This window comes from Mesorhizobium qingshengii (assembly GCF_027563465.1).
In the GTDB taxonomy this organism is placed as follows: domain Bacteria; phylum Pseudomonadota; class Alphaproteobacteria; order Rhizobiales; family Rhizobiaceae; genus Mesorhizobium; species Mesorhizobium qingshengii_A.
In genome coordinates this window covers 58,785-75,183 of sequence record NZ_JAPFQA010000018.1, presented here as the reverse complement: position 1 = coordinate 75,183, position 16,399 = coordinate 58,785, and the positions used below count along the sequence as shown (strand labels likewise).

The following is a 16,399-nucleotide window of genomic DNA, read 5'->3' as shown; positions in this document are numbered from 1 at the left end:
CCGAAACCCGGCAAGCGGAGAGCGCGATGGACAGGTTGGCTGAAAGGCTGTTTGCGCTTCCCCTGCTGGCGGCCGCCATGGCTTGCCTGGTCCGCGCCTATCTGCTCCTGGGCGGCAGGGACTTTACCTGGAGCGGGATGGTCCGGATGCTGCATGGTCCGGCCACGCTGTGGCCGTTGGTGTTGCTGGCGGTGGGCGCGCTCTGCCTGCTTGGCGCCCTGTTGTTCTGGGCCGGGCTGCTGCCCGGCCGGCCGGGCCACTCCACCGGGGCGCCACTTTTTGGCCGCGACGCCGAGATCGATCCCAAGGGCCGCCCGGGCTTGCGGCGCGCCTTCCTTGTCTTGCCGGTGATTGCCGTGCTGGCGCTGCTGGCCGATCAGGTCCTGTGGCGGGTGCAGGGCCCGGGCGATGTGGTGGCCTCGCCAAGCCAACCCAAGGCCAGCGAACCAAAAACCCCTGAACCGAAGACCAACGAGCCCAAGGGCAACGAATTCGCCAGCGCACCGCCGGCCCCGGAGCCGGCTGCTCCGCCAATAGCCTCGCCGCCGGCGCCTCCCGGCCCCCCGCCGGAAGCCGCCAACCCGCCCGCGGCGTCGCCGACACCGCCCGTGGTCGTGCCGCCGCCCGCTGCTCCAACGCCGCCCGAGGTCGCGGTCATTCCGCCGCCCACCGTGGCGCCCTTGCCGCCACCGCCGCAGGCCGCTCCGACGCAGCCGGACGGCCATCGTGACGCCGTCGTCTGGCTGTCGGTGGCGCCCGACGGGCGCTCGATCCTCAGCGCCAGCACCGACCATGTGATCAAGCTGTGGGACATCGGCGGCAAGCATCTGATCCGCAACCTCGGCGTCCACAAGGACATGGCGCGCACGGCGCTCTACATGCCCGACGGCCTGCGCGCGCTGACGGGGGGTGACGACGGCGAGATCGTGCTGCGCCAGCTTTCCGACGGCGCGGTGCTGCATGTCTTCCAGTCCGGCGGCAATGGCGGCGTCAACAAGCTCGCCATCACGCCGGACGGCAAGCGCGCCGTCAGCGGACACGATACCGGCAACGTCATCGTCTGGGACCTCGTCAACAACGCCGTGCTGCACATACTGACCGGGCATGACTGGTCGATCAGCGCGGTGGCCGTCTCGCCCGATGGCACCCGCGCGGTGTCGGGCAGCATCGACGGCACGCTGAAACTCTGGGATATCGAAAGCGGCAAGCAATTGCGCAGCTGGCACGGCCATGAGCAGGGCACCTATGGCGCGGTGTTCACCGCCGACGGGCATCATCTGATCACCGGCAGCGGCGACCTGACGATCAAGGTCTGGGATCTCGACAGCGGCCGCGAGGTGAAGCGACTCGAGGGCCACGAGGGCACGGTCTACGCGCTGGCGCTGTCGGCCGACGGCAGGCGGCTGCTGTCAGGCTCGCTGGATGGCACCGCAAGGCTGTGGGACATGGAAACCGGCAACCAGATCGCCATGTTCGACAGCCAGACCGGCCCGATCTACGCGGTGGCCTTCGCCGCCGACGGCACGGTGCTGACCGGCGGCTACGACCGCACCATCCGCGACTGGCCGACCACCGGCGGCGATGGCATGGTGCTGTTTGCCGGAGCGCCGGGGTGAGCGGCTCCGCCATCATGAGCGGCAGCACCGGGTGACAGAGTGGCGCCAGTCTGCCAAGTTGGGTCGACAAGGCTGAGCAAGCTGTGTGAGTAATGCTCGGGAGGGGTTTTGTTGTGTATGGGTCGGCTTCGCTGAGTGCTCCATTGCGTTCGAGGCTGTTGCAGGCGATTGGGCTGTTTGGCGCCCTGGCGTGCCTGATCGAGGGCTGCGCGAATCCGCGCATCATTGAAAGCGCCGTGCCGACGGCTCCTCCGGCCGAGGCCCAGCAATCCTGCACCGCGCAATGGCATGCCCGAGGCCATACGACCCAGGCCCAGGCACAGGCATTCGCCAGGAAATGCCTCCATGCGCAAGGCGCGTTGGAAAAGCAATTCGACAACAAGACCGTCACCCGCAAGGTGACGGCGCTGATCGATGCCGATCAGCCGTTGACCGCCCTCGAACCATCCGACGTCGGCATCTTTTGTCCGGGCTATATGTTGCAAGGCAGGCAAGGGCGCGCGGTTTTCTGGCGCACGCTGATTGCCACCCTGGCCGGCGCGGAATCCGTCAACAACAGCGCGGCTGCCTTTTGGGAGGCAGACCAGGACCAGTACTCCATCGGGCTGCTGCAGCTCTCGTTGGCCGATGAGGGGAGATACAGATGCGGTTTCAAGTCGGAGGTCGACATCACCGATCCTGACCGCAACCTCGCCTGCGGCATCAAGGTCGTGACGATGCTTGTCCGCGCGGACGGCATGATCGGCGGCGGCACGGGTCACGAGATGAAAGGCGCCGGCGCCTACTGGCAGAACCTTCGGCAACCATCCGAAGTGCGCAACCGGCTGATCAACGCCACCAAGGCGGTCGCGGAGTGCAAGCCGGACCCCCGAAACGCCTAGAGTGGTCCGTCATTTCACGGAAGCGCGACCACCCTATCTCCTTGTTTCGATGCGAATATGGATCGACAGCCATGTCAGCAAATATACGTTCCGCGACCGCGCCGCTGGTCGTCATCGATCTCCAGACCGGCATGTTCGACGGCGTGCACGAGCCGCCGATCCATGATGCGCCTGCCATCGTCGAGCGCACGCGGGCGGTGATCGGCTGGGCGCGGCGCGGTGGGCGCAAGGTCGCTTTCATCAGGCATGACGGACCGGCGGGCGACCCGCTGGCGCCGGGCGAACCGGGCTGGCCGGTGTGGCTCGCGCTTGGCCAGGCCGAGGATGAGCCGACCTTTGCCAAATCGGTGCGCGATGCCTTCAGCAATCCAGCCTTTGCCGACTGGGTGGCTGGGCAGGGCGCCGGTGCGGTCGTGCTCCTCGGCGCGCAGACCGATTTCTGCGTGGCGGCGACCGTCAAGGGCGCGCTGGCCAGAGGGCTAGGCGTAACCGTCGTTTCCGATGCCCACAGCACGCTGGACAGCGCCAGCGAGAGCGCCTGGCAGATCATCGCGCGTCACAATGCCAGCTTCGCCGAGGCCGGCGCCGATCTGGTGACGACGCAGGCGCTGGTCGGCGGCTGAAGCCAGGGGGCAGGATGACAGCGCCAAGCGCCTCCTTGCCGTGGTCGACACGGACGGGGGGGCGCATGTTGGGGTGAGCTCGGGCGCCCGCGTCGACCAGGGCGGCTCCTCGCCGCAACAACAGCATGGCACATCGCCCGCTGGATGAAACTTCCGCGAAAGCGGAATAGGCGGGGCGAAAATAACGCAATCCGCGTCGGGGCAAGGTGGTGGCGAGAGATGGCAAGGATGCCGGGGTGAAGTGGACGCCTGTCGTCCGGTTTGTCTCGAAGAGACTCCGGCTCGTATCGACAAAGTTCGCTCATTGTATTTGGGAGACCGCGATCTGTTGCCGCAGTGCAACTGCGTCCGCCGAAACGGTCCGCTGCTGATACTTTTGGTTGCAGCCACTGGTTTGGGTTGTGATATTAATTTGGATTGATTGGTGTGGGCGGAGGTATCGATGAAACTGGCACTGCTCTGTTCAGTTGCATTTCTGGCGGCCGCCTCCCCGGTTCTGGCCGCGGATTTCATTGAGCCGGTTGCCGCCATGCCTTTTTCCTGGACCGGCTTCTATGGCGGTGTTCAGGCGGGTGGCGGATGGAACGACAGCCGCTGGTCACAGACGACCAACCCGACCTTCAACACCAATGGGTCCGGAGGTATTTTCGGCGGCCAGATCGGCTACAACTATCAGATCAATCAATTCGTGATCGGCGTTGAAGGCGATTTTGCGGGCTCGACCGTGAAGGGCGACAACCAATGCTCGAACGTCCTAGGTACGACCTGCGAGGCCAAGCAGGACTATCTGGGCTCAGTGCGTGGACGCCTCGGCTACGCGGTCGACCGGTTTCTGATCTATGGCGATGCCGGCGTTGCATTCACCAAGTATAAATTCGCCGAGGTTGACAGCTTTCCTCAATCGTTTGGTGGCGGGTCTCGGGTTGGGTGGACCGCCGGCCTCGGCGCCGAGTATGCTTTCACCGATCATTGGACCGCCGGCGTCGAGTGGAATTACTACGATTTTGGCTCCAAGGCCGGCGAAAGCGATGTTCTGCCAGGTTTCTTCGTCGACAATCGCGACACGGAAAATGTCGTCGTCGGCAAGATCAACTACAAATTCTGAGGCGCTCGGCAGTTGGCCGGGACCCGTGTGAGTCGTCTCGGTCTGATCCTTGAGATGGACTGGTGATTTTTGCCGCATCGCGCGTGGGCGAACAGCAAGGGAAAATTGGCCCGGCGGCCAGGTGCAAAGGAAGGCACGCCGGGCCCAGCCGGCTTCTGGCGGTCGCCGGCTGACTTCTATATTCGCAACCTCTAATGTTTAATGCAAGGCGGCGTCAAAACCTCGCCTGGGGATAAAGGCATCGAGTCCTCGCTGTCAGAACCCGGCCGCTCCCGTCACCATCAGCACCAGCATGACGACCGCCGCGCTCCAGACGGCTGCCGTTGCCAGGGTTGTTGCGTTCGGACGAATTGTGCGGTGCGCCCGGGGCGGTGGCGATTTCGGCATCGCTCAGTAGCGACGGAAGTCGCAGACGCGCACCTTCTCGATGACCCAGTGATGGTGGCGCCAATGCTTCCTCACCTTCACGAAGCAATGGCGGTTATGATGCTTGCGCCAGTGATGATCGCGCCAGCGATTGTCGCGCCAGTGGTGCCGGCCCATATTGCCATTGTCCGTCGTGATGACGAGGCTTGCGGCTTGCGCCGGAGCGACGATGACCGGGGACACGACGGAGATGGCGACAAGTGCCGAAAGAATGAAGTTTTTCACAGTGGATATCCTCCGTTATTAGCATTTGCTCATGTCAATTCGAAAGGCGGCTAAATGTTCCGCCGGCCTGCTCGATCAGTTTGCCGCCCCTCGGTCGACTCGTTCAGTAGGGCAGGAACCGAGCGCTCAAAACGGGTTGACATTGCAACGCCCGACGGCGAATTAGCACCGTCAAGCAATGCATGGGGCGACGATGAAGAAGATCTACGAGAAGCCGGTCCTGGTCCGCCGGGAAAAACTGACGAACGTTACCGCCCTTAGCGGGCCATCCGGGCTGCCCAAGGGCTGACCGGCGGGGCAGTCCGCGATAGCGCTTCGAGCGGCGCCATGCTTATGGCGCCCCGATTGCGTGGGTACCCCAGCCATCACCACTGACGACCGGTCTCGCGATCAAGGGCTTGCCATCGGAGCCGCCCGAGGGCATCGGTGACCGGCGCTCACGCCGGCCTGCCTGCCAGCGCTGTCCTACCAGCCCATCCACTCGCGCGTGCGCCAGGCAAGGCCGGCGAACGGCGCTGCCAGCGCGATCACGACAAACATCAAGGTGAAGGGATACCTGGTCACTGAGGGTCGAGGAGCCATCTGGCCGTCATCCTTGCTGGTGATTTTTGCCACAACGTCATCGCGATCACATGGTTGCATGCGAACCAAACCGGCTGCATGCGGACCAGACTGGACGTGCCGGCGATGTTGGAACCAAGCCGCGACCCTTGCGTTTTTCAACCGCGACCGGCGAGGCTGCCACCTCCATCGGGCGCTGTTGGAGGCTCGCCCTGCTCCCGGCGGGGCGGGCCTTTTTCGCACCCGGGAAGAGCCGGCTGGAGAGGCATTGCGCGCTCTACGCTGGCTGCCTCCAGGGCCGTGAATGGATCGACCTCGCCCGAAGAGGCACGCCCTTCACCCCTTCGGGTGCTCACCCGTAGGAGAAATATCACGCTATGTTTGCCGTCCACTGCAGTTTACCCAAATATTTTTAAAATACATATTCCGATGGTTCCGATGCTTATGCCAGCGGTTCGAATAGGATTTAACAACGCGAACCTCTTGGCGGTCGATTAAACAACACATTTATTCCACAATTCGAGATGGAACCTCCATGTGACGATCGAGTTTCCATGCAGGGCGGATTTTCAGACAGCCCTTATGGAGGTTATCATGAAACATTATCTTTCGAGTGCAGCGGCCGCGATCGTCCTGATGAGCGGCATTGGTGTGGCCGTGGCGGAAAATGTCGTCGTCGTCCAGCCGGAACAGGAGACGGTCATTCGCGAATACGTCAAGAAGCAGCCGCTGGCGTCGGTGAACCTTCTGGGCGTCGAGCTCAAGCTCGGCTCGCCGGTACCGGACACGGTTGAATTGCGCGAGGTGCCCAACGTCAAGTACCGCGTCGCCGTCATCAACGACCAGACCGTCCTGGTCGACCCCGAGACCCATCAGATCGTCGAAGTCCTGCACTGACGACGGCCTGACGACCGGCATTGTGCCAGGTCAGTCTTCTGGAAAAGCCCGCCACGGACGCAAAGTCGTGGCGGGCTTTGTCTCGAAGCAGGCCGAACATCGCGCGGCGGGAGCGTCGATCGCCGCGCGATCGTCCGCATGCATTGGGCTGGAAAACCGGCCCGCCAGGGTGCAGGATGCGACCGTGCGGGACATTCGCGCGCCGGCTTGCGTACCGAGCCGCATATCGATGCATCGCATGCGCGGCCGGCCCTTCGGCGGAAGACCTGAAAGCCCTTCAATGACCATTCAGCCAGTCGAGACGAGTGTCCGCGACGACGCGCCCCGCATCATGCTTCTGCTTGGCAGCGCGCCCGACGCGGTGCGTTGCGAGCCGTGGCCGAAGCAGGCCTTCAGCCGGATCGTCGCCATCAACAATGCCTGGCGCGTGCGCCCCGACTGGGATTTCCTCGTCCATGCCGGCGATTTCCCGTCGGACCGGCTGCCCGGCGACGCGACCTTGCGGCAGGCTCGGATATTCAGCGCCACGCAGTATGTTCCGGCGCAGAACGCGTTCGGCGGCTTCGTCTATGCCGGCGCCACGATGGCGCTGACCGCCGCCTATTGGACCATTCACAGCCAGAAGCCCGATGTGCTGGCATTCCTGGGCTGCGACATGATCTACGACCGGCCGGACAAGACGCATTTCTACGGCATCGGCCGTCCCGATCCATTGCGCGACGACGTCACGCTGCGCAACCTCGAGGCCAAGTCGGCGCGCCTGCTTGTCCAGGCGTTGAAGCACGACTGCCTGTGCATCAATCTGTCGGACCTACCGCGCAGCCGGCTGGTCTTTCCCAGGCTGGCCTTCGACGCGCTTGGCGGCCTTTCGCTGGCGCGGATTGCCGAAATGAAGGCGGAAATCCTTGGCAACATCCGGCTCGACAAGGCCGAAAAGGCCGAGGAGATCGAGAAGGACCTCGGCTATTTCTACGAGGACGGCATGTACTGGAACCATCTCGACGAGATCGACGAGACCTTCCTTGCCGACATCGACCGGCTGTGGATGTCGGCCGTCGGCAAGGAACGGGTGGGCTGAAGCGGCCAACCTCCCCAGAGGGGAGGGAGGCTGACGCGTTCTCGGCTCAGTTTACTCGGCCGCCAGTTTGTCCTGCGTCTTCGTGTCGAAGTCGCTGGCGTCGTGGCGCTCGTGCAGCTGCAGGGCCGGTTCGCCGAAGGCGCGGTTGACCATGCGGCCGCGCTTGACTGCCGGGCGGGCGTCGATCGCCTGCGCCCAGCGCTGCACATGGCGGTAGTCCTGCACCGACAGGAACTCGCCGGCATCATTGTACATGCGGCCAAGAGCCAGCCCGCCATACCAGGGCCACACCGCCATGTCGGCGATGGTGTAGTCCTTGCCCCCGAGATATTCGGTCTCGGCGAGGCGACGGTCGAGCACGTCCATCTGGCGCTTCACCTCCATCGAGAAGCGGTCGATGGCATATTCGAACTTTTCCGGCGCATAGGCGTAGAAATGGCCGAAGCCGCCGCCCAGATACGGCGCCGAGCCCATCTGCCAGAACAGCCAGGACAGGACTTCGGCGCGGGCCGGCTGTTCGGTCGGCAGGAATTCGCCGAACTTTTCGGCGAGGTAGACGAGGATCGAGCCGGATTCGAAGACGCGGACCGGCGTCTTGCCGCTATGGTCCATCAAGGCGGGAATCTTGGAGTTTGGGTTGACCTCGACGAAGCCGCTGCCGAACTGGTCGCCATCGTTGATCCTGATCAGCCAGGCGTCGTATTCGGCGCCCTTGTGGCCGCGCGCCAGCAGTTCCTCCAGCATGACCGTCACCTTGACGCCGTTCGGCGTCGCCAGCGAATAGAGCTGCAGCGGGTGCTTGCCGACCGGCAGTTCCTTGTCATGCGTCGGGCCGGCGATCGGCCGGTTGATGCTGGCGAAGGCGCCGCCATTCGCCTTGTTCCAGGTCCATACTTTCGGCGGGGTGTACTCGGTCATCTCGGAGCCTCGTGTCTTGGGGGGAATTGGCTTGCGATGGGGGCAGATCATCTACAGCTAGGGCTGCGGATGGGGAAGTTCAACTTGCGTTGAACTATTGTTTTATGAAGGTCTCTTACCCGGCCCTTCGCAGGCTCAGGGCGTTCGAAACTCGAAAAGCCAAGCAATTGGCTTTTCGCGGCCTCCGGCCACCGTTCCTCACCCCTTGCACCATCCCCGGCATGGCATACCTATAGAAATACCACGTACGAGGAATGCCAGCATGACCATCATTCCCAATCCGCGCTCCGTCGTCGCCGTGCGGGCCACTGTTCCCGAAGATGCCTTTACGGCGGGTGCCTTGGGCACGCTGCGGGAAGGCAGCGGCGTTGTCATCCGTGACGACGGGCTGGTGCTGACCATCGGCTATCTCATCACCGAGGCCGAAGAGGTCTGGCTGACCAGCCAGGACGGCCGCGTCATCCCCGCGCACGCGCTGGCCTACGACCAGGAATCGGGCTTCGGCCTGGTGCAGGCGCTGGCGCCGCTCGGCCTGCCGGCCGTGGCGCTGGGCGATGCCGGCAAGGCCAAGGTCGGTGATGCCGTCGTGCTCGCCGATGGCGTCGGCCGCTCGGTCCAGTCCAGGATCGTCACCAAGCAGGAATTCGCCGGCTATTGGGAGTATCTGCTCGAAGAGGCGATCTTCATCGCGCCGGCGCACCCGTCCTGGGGCGGTGCGGGATTGTTCGGCGCCGATGGTTCGCTGCTCGGCATCGGGTCGCTGCGCCTGCAGATGAGCCGCAACGGCGAAGTGGCCGATATCAACATGGTGGTGCCGATCGATCTGTTGCCGCCCATTCTCGACGATCTCCTGACGCGCGGCCAGGTGGCCAAGCCGCCGCGCCCGTGGCTCGGCGCCCTCTCGGCCGAAAGCGACGGCAAGGTGGTGGTGATGAGCGTGACCGAAGGCGGCCCTGCGGCAAAAGCGGGCCTGCGCCAGGGCGACGTCATCTCCGACATCCGCGATGGCGCGGTCGACGGGCTCGCGGATTTCTATCGCAAACTGTGGGAAAGCGGCTCGGCCGGCGCCGAGATCCCGATGCGGGTGGTGCGCGACGGCCGCGAAACCTGGCTGCGCGTGAAGTCCGCCGACCGCGGCAGTTTCCTGAAAAAGCCGCAGCTGCAGTAGGCGCGTCGGCCGGTCGATGCATCCAAGAGGGCTCGAGACCTTCCTGGCGGTGGCGCGAAGCCGCAACATCACCCGAGGCGAGTTCAGGACTTGAATCGACCGATCGTTCCAAGACCTTGTTTCCAAACAACTCCTGACGGAAAGCCGCCACCGCCTGAACCAGGCGATGTCCGCCTTCATCGGCAAGGCCGATGGTTCGGCGCATGCCTGCTCGCCGCAAGCGGTGAAGGCGCCGCCGGATTGCGGTCCTTGAAGGCGATGGTCTGGCCTTTGGCGGACACAGGGGGAGAAGGGAAGGCGCTACTCTTTCTCAGCACTCGCAAGCGCCACCGATACTGGCTTCGAGGTCGGAGCAGCTGACATGGGCGAAAATCTATCGCCATCGGGACCCTCCATCCGGCGGTTGCGCTGGGGGCGGAACGCGGTAATGGGGGTTGCGTTCCGTTGCTTCGCGGCGACGCGTCTTGCTGCTGACGCAAACTGACAGGGACCCATGCCAAGATGCCGGCCGATGACGATGGCCGCGATTCTGGCGGCAGAAGCGACAGTGAAAGCAGGGAACATGGTGATGCCAGCGGCAAGAGCACTGAACGGGCAGGCCGGCTGATGGCGCCGGTCAAGGTCGACCCCGGCAAGGTCAGGGAATTCCCGGACCCGGCCAGCTTTCATGCCTGGCTCGGCAAGCACCACGCAACCGAAACCGAAGTGTGGATCAAGGTGCACAAGGTCGGGTCGGGACTGAAGTCGATCACGCCCAAGGAAGCCATCGACGTCGTGCTGTGCTTCGGCTGGATCGACGCGGTGCGCAAGGGGCTGGACGACAACAGTTTCCTGCAACGCTACACGCCGCGCGGCAAGAAGAGCATCTGGAGCCGGATCAACATCGACAATGTCGCGCGGCTGGTCGCGGAGGGCCGCATGACCGAGCATGGGCTGAGAGAGGTCGAGGCGGCCAAGGCGGACGGGCGCTGGGCGCGCGCCTATGGCAGCGGCAAGGCGATGAAGATCCCCGACGACCTGCAGGCGGCGATCGACGCCGAGCCGGCAGCCAAAGAAATGCTGGGCAAACTCAGCGCGCAGAACCGCTTCGCGCTTGCCTTCCGCACCCACAACATGAAGACCGAGGCCGGGCGCAAGAAGAAGATCGAGACCTTCGTCGCGATGCTGAAGCGCGGCGAGACGATCCATCCGCAGGGCAAGAAGTGAGGCCGTTCAGCCGCCCGAGTGCGGATCAATACCGTATGAGTGCACCGGGTAGCCGGGACCGATGGTGTCGCGCACGCGGCCTGCCCATGCAAGGAATGCCGGGTAGTCGGAGAGACGGAAGCCGCAATCCTCGGCGCGATGGCTGTAGGCATAGACAGCGATATCGGCGATCGTGAAGTCGTTGCCGATGAGAAACGGCGTATCGCCAAGGCAGCGATCCAGGGCCGCGAGTGTGCGGGCGCCGGCTTCGCGCTTGCCCGCAACCATGCCCTGGTTGCGCTCGAGCCGTCCGGTCAGCGTCCAGAAGCGCAGCGAGCCGATGACCGGCTCGACATTGTATTGTTCGAAGAACAGCCACTGCATGACCTTTGCGCGCCGATAGCGGTCCGCCGGCAAGAAGCGCGTCCCTTCCGCGAGGTAGGTGAGGATCGCATTGGATTCGGCGATGGCGCTCCCGTCTTCGAGCTGAAGCACGGGGACCGCACCGGCCGGATTGAGTTCAAGGAAGGCGTCAGTGTGGCTCTCGCCCTCGAAGATCGAGACAATGCGACTGTCATACGGGATGTCGAGCAGCCCGAGCAGGACCCGGGCCTTCCAGCCATTCTGCGATGGCAAATAATCATGGAGCGTGAACATGGCCCATCCTTCCGCCGCGGTGGGGATAGCGTTCGCACGCGGCCTCGCCATTCGCCACCCGATTCCTGCACCGGGCATCCGGCGCTGGTCCGAGGCGGCGCTACAGGCTGCTGCCGGCAAGGATGATGCCGAAGCCGGCAAGGCAGATGGCGCTGGCGCGGCGCAGCGACCGCTGGCTGAGCAGGTTTGAACCGCCGCGGCGGACCACCAGACCAACGACGATCCAGGCCGCTCCGGCAAGAGCGACGAGCGCGGCGATCGTGGCCAGAAACTGGGCTGTCATGCCTTCGCTCTGGACCAGCAGCGCGACGATCATCGCCTTGGGATTGATGAGCGTGGTGACGAAAACCTGCCTCACCGCGACCAGCCGGACCTCGGCGCCGTCGTCCTTCGTGGTCCAGACGCTGTAGGCGAGCCAGAGCAGCCACAGCACCGCACAGATCCTCACGCCGGTCCGGAGCCCGACCTGGTTGCCCGCCGGCACCAGGGCGGCAAGTGCCGCAACCGCCAGGATGATCACCATATAGGCAAGCACGGCCGCGGCCAGCATCGGCACCGTGCGCCGCGCCCCGGACGAAACCGCCGAAAAAGCCAGAAGGATATTGGTTGGTCCGGGCGTCAGCAGCAGCCCGCCCAGCGCCAGCAGATCAAGGTCGAGCATCCGAGGCTGTTGTCCCGCATCGTGTCAATCGGCCGGAACTGTTAGCGGCAGCCGCGCCAGGAGTCGAGTTACACGCTGCCGGGTAGTGGGTCAGTTTGAAGTCTAGCCGGTACGGGAGCGCGGCTCTTTCAGGAGTTCCGCCAGCAGGCCGTCTTCGGTTTCGATCCCCGTCTCATAGAGCGCCAGGACGACCACTGCGATATGTTCCCGTTCGATATGGCTGACGACGCCAGCATGGCTGCAATAGGCGTCCAGCACGCGAGCCATCATCTCCACGGTTTCAAGGCCCGCGACAACCCCGCTTCCCATGGCCAACTCTCCCTGGAAGACCATGGGCGAAATTTTAGGCTCGGCTTGTGCCGAGTCAATAAATTTCCGGGGCGCTTGGCGTCGCTTGAGGCGGTTCAACATCTGAATCGTGAAGTTGCTCCAACTGCTTGTTTTTAGCCAGATCGTAGCCTGGCCGTGGCGCGTCGAGCGGTAGGCGCCGACATCGGCGATGGACGAAGGACGGCATGGCGGCTACCTTTCGAAGGCCGCGATGATCGAGCGGCAGAGCTGGTCGCTGGGAGCCGTTGCCGTTGAGAAGGGTTGCTTCGTGGACGATGGCACTGGTTGTCATTGTCGTCGTCGCCTGTGCCGGGGCTGGCGCCACGGTCGCTCAGACTCCCCCCGACCTGTCTTCGAAGGAGATATCGGTCGGGGTAAAGGCCGCGCCGCCTTTCGCCTTCAAGCTGCAGGACGGCAGTTGGTCCGGACTGAGCATCGACCTCTGGCAGAAAATAGCCGGGCGGCTCAACCTGCGTTTCCGCTATGTCGAGGTGCCGACCGTGCAGGACCAGATCGATGGCGTCGCCGGCGGCAAGTTCGATGCGGCGATGGCCGCGATCACGGTCACGGCCGACCGCGAAAAGGTTGTCGACTTCACGCAACCCTTTTTCTCGACCGGGCTCGGCATCGCGACACCTCTCAACAATCAACCGTCATGGCGGCCGGTAGTACATGCACTGACGTCGTTCGGTTTCCTGCAGGCGGTGCTGGCGCTGATCGTCATATCGGTCGTTGTCGGCGTTTTGATCTGGCTGTTCGAACGTCGCCACAACGATGATTTCGGCGGCGGCGTCGCCAAGGGCCTGTTTTCCAGCATGTGGTGGTCGACCATCGCCGCGACACAGGCCAGCACCGGCGATTTCGGCCCGCGGACCGTACCGGGACGCGTGCTCGCCGCGCTCTGGATGATGGGATCGATCATCGCGATTGCGGTGTTTACCGCCGGCGTCACATCGGTCCTGACCGTAACGCAGATGGAAGGACTGGTGCAGGGCGAAGGCGACCTCGCCACGGTCAGGGTCGGCAACGTGCGGGATTCGTCGACGGCTTCCTATCTGGATTCGACGCATATCCGGCATCAAGGCTTCGCCTCGATCCAGGAAGGCCTCGACGCGCTGCGTGCCGGCAAGATCGACGCGCTGGTTCACGACAAACCGCTGCTCGGCTGGCTCGTCGGGCAGAACTACGCGACGAGCCTGCAGGTCCTCGACGCGACCTTCGACCAGCAGCAATATGCCATTGCGCTGCCACTCGGCAGTCCGTTGCGCAAGCCTCTCGATGTCGCCTTGCTGCAGACCGTCGAAAGCGACTGGTGGAAGCAGGCCGTATTCCAGTATCTGGGCGGGAAGTAGCCCGATAGGGCTTGATCCCCGGGGGCTTGATCCCCGGGGCCGCGCGCAAGAAAAAAGCCGCCCTCGCTTTTGCGAGGACGGCCTTTTTCCGGAAGGAAGTCGGAAGAGAGGCGATCAATAAGCCTTGGCGTGCTTGTTGCCGTGCTTCTTGCCGGTGTGCTTCTTCACGTGCTTGCGGTGCTTCTTCACGTGCTTGGCATGCTTGTGCGCGGCGGCCTGGACCGGTTTGCTGACGGCAGCGGACGCCGCCGGGGCAACGCCCGACGCGGCCGTGGTGGTCGCGGCCGCGTTGGCCGTGCTGGCACCGACAACCGGCATGGCGACGCCGAGGGCAATGGCCAGGCCGAGCGCGCAGAGGAGGGGCTTGTTCATGATAGGCTTTCCTTCAGGGGTTGATGGTTGCCGTCACTGGTTCAGATCGACCGGAGTCACTCCGAGAAGTCTCAAGGCGTTGGCGAAGGTCCGGATGCCTTGTGCCTGCTTGCGCTCGGCACAAAACCGGTTCGCCTTGTTCTGGAGTGCCGTTGCCTCGGCGATCTCCGTCGCATTGGCACCGGGGCCGGCCTTGGTTTCGATGGCCTCGTCGAGCTGAAGACCGAGCCGGCTGCAATATTCGCTCCGGGTAACCGCTGCTTCCGCACCCGGCTGCGCGACCGCAAGCATGGCGAGCGAAATGCCGATCAGGGCACCCATCCATCCGGTCGAACGTCGTTGCATCTCTCGGGACCATCCGTTTGCGTTGTGTGGCGACCGCTGTCCGGCCGCCGCGCGGATGGTTATGACAGACGATTTTTTCGCCAGTTTTTCCGGACTGTTGAATCTTGTTTCTGGAGTGTTTCCGGGAAGTGCAGTGTCACCCACGCCGTCCCCGGGCGGCGCGCCGGGTGTCAGTCCTCCGGTGCGTCGTTGATCGCTGGCTGTCCTGAAACGACAAGCAGGATGCGGCCGCGCGCCGGGCGCTCCACCTGGACCGGAGCGTGCTTTTCCTGCAGGCGGCGCTGCAGAAGGAGCAGCCTCGTTTCCAGATTGTCCTTGAAATCGGGCAGGCGCAGCGTGGCGTCCGCGCGGATTTCCTTGTTCGAGAACTCACGCCGGCCCTCGCGCAGGTAAATCCTGAGGAAGCTCATCAGCAGCCGCCCCGGCACGCCGCGAACGATATATTCGTTCCCGATGAAGACGCTGTCGTCGATCGGGTGATGGACCACGCGGAAAACTGGCCCTGCGGCCGGAGCGCCCGTGCCGCCGACAGTCCGCGCCGCAGGCGTCTCGGGCGGATCCGTTTCCACCAGCGACAGCGCCATGGCGAGATGCCGTCCGAGGATTGACATCGCCACCTCGTCGTCGGGCGAGAAGGCGAGGCGCTTCTCGCTCTCGATCACCAGCACGCCCTTGAGCTGATGCTGGGCGACGAGCGGCACCACGAGCTGGCTCATCGCGTCGGGCAGGCCGGGCAGGCTGATGGTGCGCGTGTGGTTTTCGCGGGTGCTGCCGCTTGCCTCGATGGCGCCGCCGAACCGCCGCGTGCGGCTCATGTCGTTGATTCGAAGGCTGCGCCGCTCCAGCGCGGCGGTGCCGATCAGGCCGTCGCCGAGCGCCACCTCCGAGCCGATGCCGCTGGTACGATAGCCGGCGCTGGCGATGGTCGTCAGCTTCTCGCGCGCGGCGTCATAGGCGAGGATCATCGCCGGGCGAAAGCCGAATTCGTCTCGCAGGCTGGCAAGTGTGGTCTCGAGCAGCACAGCGAGATCTTCCGCCTCGGCGAGCGCGGAAGCCAGCATGCCGAGGCCCTTCAGCCGCTCGCCCGCCATGCCGGGGACCGGCGCCGCCCGCATCACCGGTGAGCGTACCTTGCGGATGGCGAGTACCCTGTAGACGTCGATGGCCCTCAGCCGCATCACCGAGCCCATGCTGATCTGCAGGCTGGCCGCCTTCAGGTCGGCGGCCATGCGTTCGAACAGCGGCCCGGTCTCGAGGCTCTCCTTGAAGGCGATGTCGAGCCGGTATTGCAGGCCGTTCAGCGCGTCGACCACCAGCAATGCGGCGCGTGGATTGGCCCGTACATTGGCGGCGGTCTTCGAGAAGAACTGGTTGGACAGCGCGACATGGCCGTTGTCGACGGACACGACATGCGAAAGATAGGAGATGTTGGGCGTTCCGTCCGCCGCCACCGTGGTGATGATGGAGGGGATGACGCCTTCGAAGCAGGAGGCAAGCTCGGCGAGTGCGATCGTCATGGGTCGGCCGCGACAAGGCGTCCGGCCTGTGCCCCTGGCGTCTGCAGGAACACTTGCCCCGGTGCCACATTGATGCGCAGCAGCTCGCGGTCCGTCTGCCACGGCTCGGCAAGCATCGTGTCGAGGCCGAGGCCGCCGAGCACGGAGGTGATGCTGGCGATGTAGCGGCCGGCACGGGCCTCGTCATCACCGGCGCCGGGCCGCGCGGCCGTGACAATGCCTTTCAACTGGTAGCAGACATAGTCGGATGGCCGCGCCAGCGTGATCGCGATCGGGGCGCCGCTTGCAAGGTTGGCGGCGGTCTCAGGCCACTGCCATGCCGACATCAGCAGGCTGATCGTGCCGGTCGCGCGATCGACCTCGACGCCGACGCCGCGCGCGATCTCGGGAACGTAGTCGGCATTGCGCGTGCCGATGATGATCATCACCGGGCTTTCGATGAAATCGGCGAGTTCCTCGTCCAGTGTCATCCGTCGCCGCGC

The 16,399-nt window shown here is 64.4% G+C and carries 19 protein-coding genes; 10 read left to right on the top strand and 9 right to left on the bottom strand.

The genetic code is table 11. The annotated features are described in order from the left end of the window. Positions 1 to 26 precede the first annotated feature (26 nt). The 4 genes from OOJ09_RS27095 (at position 27) to OOJ09_RS27080 (ending at position 4,225) form a co-directional block, all read left to right on the top strand. Positions 27 to 1,616, top strand: coding sequence for a WD40 repeat domain-containing protein (locus OOJ09_RS27095; protein WP_269908134.1), 1,590 nt, complete (start codon positions 27 to 29; stop codon positions 1,614 to 1,616). Between the two features lie 143 nt (positions 1,617 to 1,759). Beyond that, positions 1,760 to 2,497 (top strand): hypothetical protein, encoded by a 738-nt coding sequence (locus OOJ09_RS27090; RefSeq protein ID WP_269908133.1) that lies wholly within the window; start codon positions 1,760 to 1,762, stop codon positions 2,495 to 2,497. Positions 2,498 to 2,568: 71 nt separating this feature from the next. Continuing rightward, entirely contained in the window at positions 2,569 to 3,120 is a 552-nt protein-coding gene (locus tag OOJ09_RS27085; protein WP_269908132.1) for an isochorismatase family protein, read from the top strand. A gap of 442 nt (positions 3,121 to 3,562) precedes the next feature. Further along, entirely contained in the window at positions 3,563 to 4,225 is a 663-nt protein-coding gene (locus tag OOJ09_RS27080) for an outer membrane protein (RefSeq protein WP_269908131.1), read from the top strand. A 390-nt stretch (positions 4,226 to 4,615) separates the two neighbouring features. Here the strand turns inward: OOJ09_RS27080 and OOJ09_RS27075 are convergent, their stop codons facing one another. Continuing rightward, positions 4,616 to 4,876: a hypothetical protein gene (locus OOJ09_RS27075; protein ID WP_269908130.1), complete on the bottom strand. Its 261-nt coding sequence runs from the start codon at positions 4,874 to 4,876 to the stop codon at positions 4,616 to 4,618. 193 nt (positions 4,877 to 5,069) lie between these two features. On the opposite strand from OOJ09_RS27075, the gene OOJ09_RS27070 reads away from it, so the two are divergent. The 3 genes from OOJ09_RS27070 (at position 5,070) to OOJ09_RS27060 (ending at position 7,412) form a co-directional block, all read left to right on the top strand. Next, the gene (locus OOJ09_RS27070) at positions 5,070 to 5,165 is read left to right on the top strand and encodes a putative RiPP precursor (RefSeq protein ID WP_256753820.1); all 96 of its coding nucleotides are present in this window, start codon (positions 5,070 to 5,072) and stop codon (positions 5,163 to 5,165) included. Between the two features lie 866 nt (positions 5,166 to 6,031). Next, positions 6,032 to 6,334 carry a DUF1236 domain-containing protein gene (locus OOJ09_RS27065; protein WP_269908129.1) on the top strand — a complete coding sequence of 101 codons (303 nt, stop codon included), beginning with the start codon at positions 6,032 to 6,034 and terminating at the stop codon, positions 6,332 to 6,334. Positions 6,335 to 6,614: 280 nt separating this feature from the next. Then, positions 6,615 to 7,412, top strand: coding sequence for a hypothetical protein (locus OOJ09_RS27060; protein WP_269908128.1), 798 nt, complete (start codon positions 6,615 to 6,617; stop codon positions 7,410 to 7,412). Positions 7,413 to 7,463: 51 nt separating this feature from the next. On the opposite strand, the gene yghU is transcribed toward OOJ09_RS27060, so the two are convergent. Then, on the bottom strand, positions 7,464 to 8,330 hold the full coding sequence (yghU, locus tag OOJ09_RS27055; protein WP_269908127.1) for a glutathione-dependent disulfide-bond oxidoreductase: 867 nt from the start codon (positions 8,328 to 8,330) through the stop codon (positions 7,464 to 7,466). 262 nt (positions 8,331 to 8,592) lie between these two features. On the opposite strand from yghU, the gene OOJ09_RS27050 reads away from it, so the two are divergent. Together OOJ09_RS27050 and OOJ09_RS27045 are read left to right on the top strand one after the other, a co-directional pair. Next, a complete protein-coding gene (locus OOJ09_RS27050; RefSeq protein WP_269908126.1) occupies positions 8,593 to 9,498 on the top strand; it encodes a S1C family serine protease in 906 nt (301 codons plus the stop codon). 606 nt (positions 9,499 to 10,104) lie between these two features. Then, on the top strand, positions 10,105 to 10,704 hold the full coding sequence (locus tag OOJ09_RS27045) for a YdeI/OmpD-associated family protein (protein WP_269908151.1): 600 nt from the start codon (positions 10,105 to 10,107) through the stop codon (positions 10,702 to 10,704). A 6-nt stretch (positions 10,705 to 10,710) separates the two neighbouring features. Here the strand turns inward: OOJ09_RS27045 and OOJ09_RS27040 are convergent, their stop codons facing one another. The 3 genes from OOJ09_RS27040 to OOJ09_RS27030 all read right to left on the bottom strand — a co-directional run bounded on the left by OOJ09_RS27040 (position 10,711) and on the right by OOJ09_RS27030 (position 12,310). Continuing rightward, the gene (locus tag OOJ09_RS27040) at positions 10,711 to 11,340 is read right to left on the bottom strand and encodes a glutathione S-transferase family protein (protein WP_269908125.1); all 630 of its coding nucleotides are present in this window, start codon (positions 11,338 to 11,340) and stop codon (positions 10,711 to 10,713) included. Between the two features lie 100 nt (positions 11,341 to 11,440). Further along, on the bottom strand, positions 11,441 to 12,001 hold the full coding sequence (locus OOJ09_RS27035) for a LysE family translocator (protein WP_269908124.1): 561 nt from the start codon (positions 11,999 to 12,001) through the stop codon (positions 11,441 to 11,443). A 102-nt stretch (positions 12,002 to 12,103) separates the two neighbouring features. Beyond that, positions 12,104 to 12,310 (bottom strand): hypothetical protein, encoded by a 207-nt coding sequence (locus OOJ09_RS27030; protein ID WP_269908123.1) that lies wholly within the window; start codon positions 12,308 to 12,310, stop codon positions 12,104 to 12,106. Between the two features lie 272 nt (positions 12,311 to 12,582). Between OOJ09_RS27030 and OOJ09_RS27025 the strand changes: the two genes are divergently transcribed. Beyond that, a complete protein-coding gene (locus tag OOJ09_RS27025; RefSeq protein ID WP_269908122.1) occupies positions 12,583 to 13,683 on the top strand; it encodes a transporter substrate-binding domain-containing protein in 1,101 nt (366 codons plus the stop codon). A 114-nt stretch (positions 13,684 to 13,797) separates the two neighbouring features. Here the strand turns inward: OOJ09_RS27025 and OOJ09_RS27020 are convergent, their stop codons facing one another. The 4 genes from OOJ09_RS27020 to OOJ09_RS27005 form a co-directional block, all read right to left on the bottom strand. Beyond that, on the bottom strand, positions 13,798 to 14,055 hold the full coding sequence (locus OOJ09_RS27020) for a hypothetical protein (RefSeq protein WP_269908121.1): 258 nt from the start codon (positions 14,053 to 14,055) through the stop codon (positions 13,798 to 13,800). Positions 14,056 to 14,088: 33 nt separating this feature from the next. Beyond that, positions 14,089 to 14,400 (bottom strand): hypothetical protein, encoded by a 312-nt coding sequence (locus tag OOJ09_RS27015; protein WP_269908120.1) that lies wholly within the window; start codon positions 14,398 to 14,400, stop codon positions 14,089 to 14,091. Between the two features lie 170 nt (positions 14,401 to 14,570). Further along, positions 14,571 to 15,917 carry a GAF domain-containing protein gene (locus OOJ09_RS27010; RefSeq protein WP_269908119.1) on the bottom strand — a complete coding sequence of 449 codons (1,347 nt, stop codon included), beginning with the start codon at positions 15,915 to 15,917 and terminating at the stop codon, positions 14,571 to 14,573. Continuing rightward, a complete protein-coding gene (locus tag OOJ09_RS27005; protein ID WP_269908118.1) occupies positions 15,914 to 16,387 on the bottom strand; it encodes a hypothetical protein in 474 nt (157 codons plus the stop codon). The genes OOJ09_RS27010 and OOJ09_RS27005 overlap by 4 nt, the downstream gene beginning before the upstream one ends. Between the last annotated feature and the right edge of the window lie 12 nt (positions 16,388 to 16,399).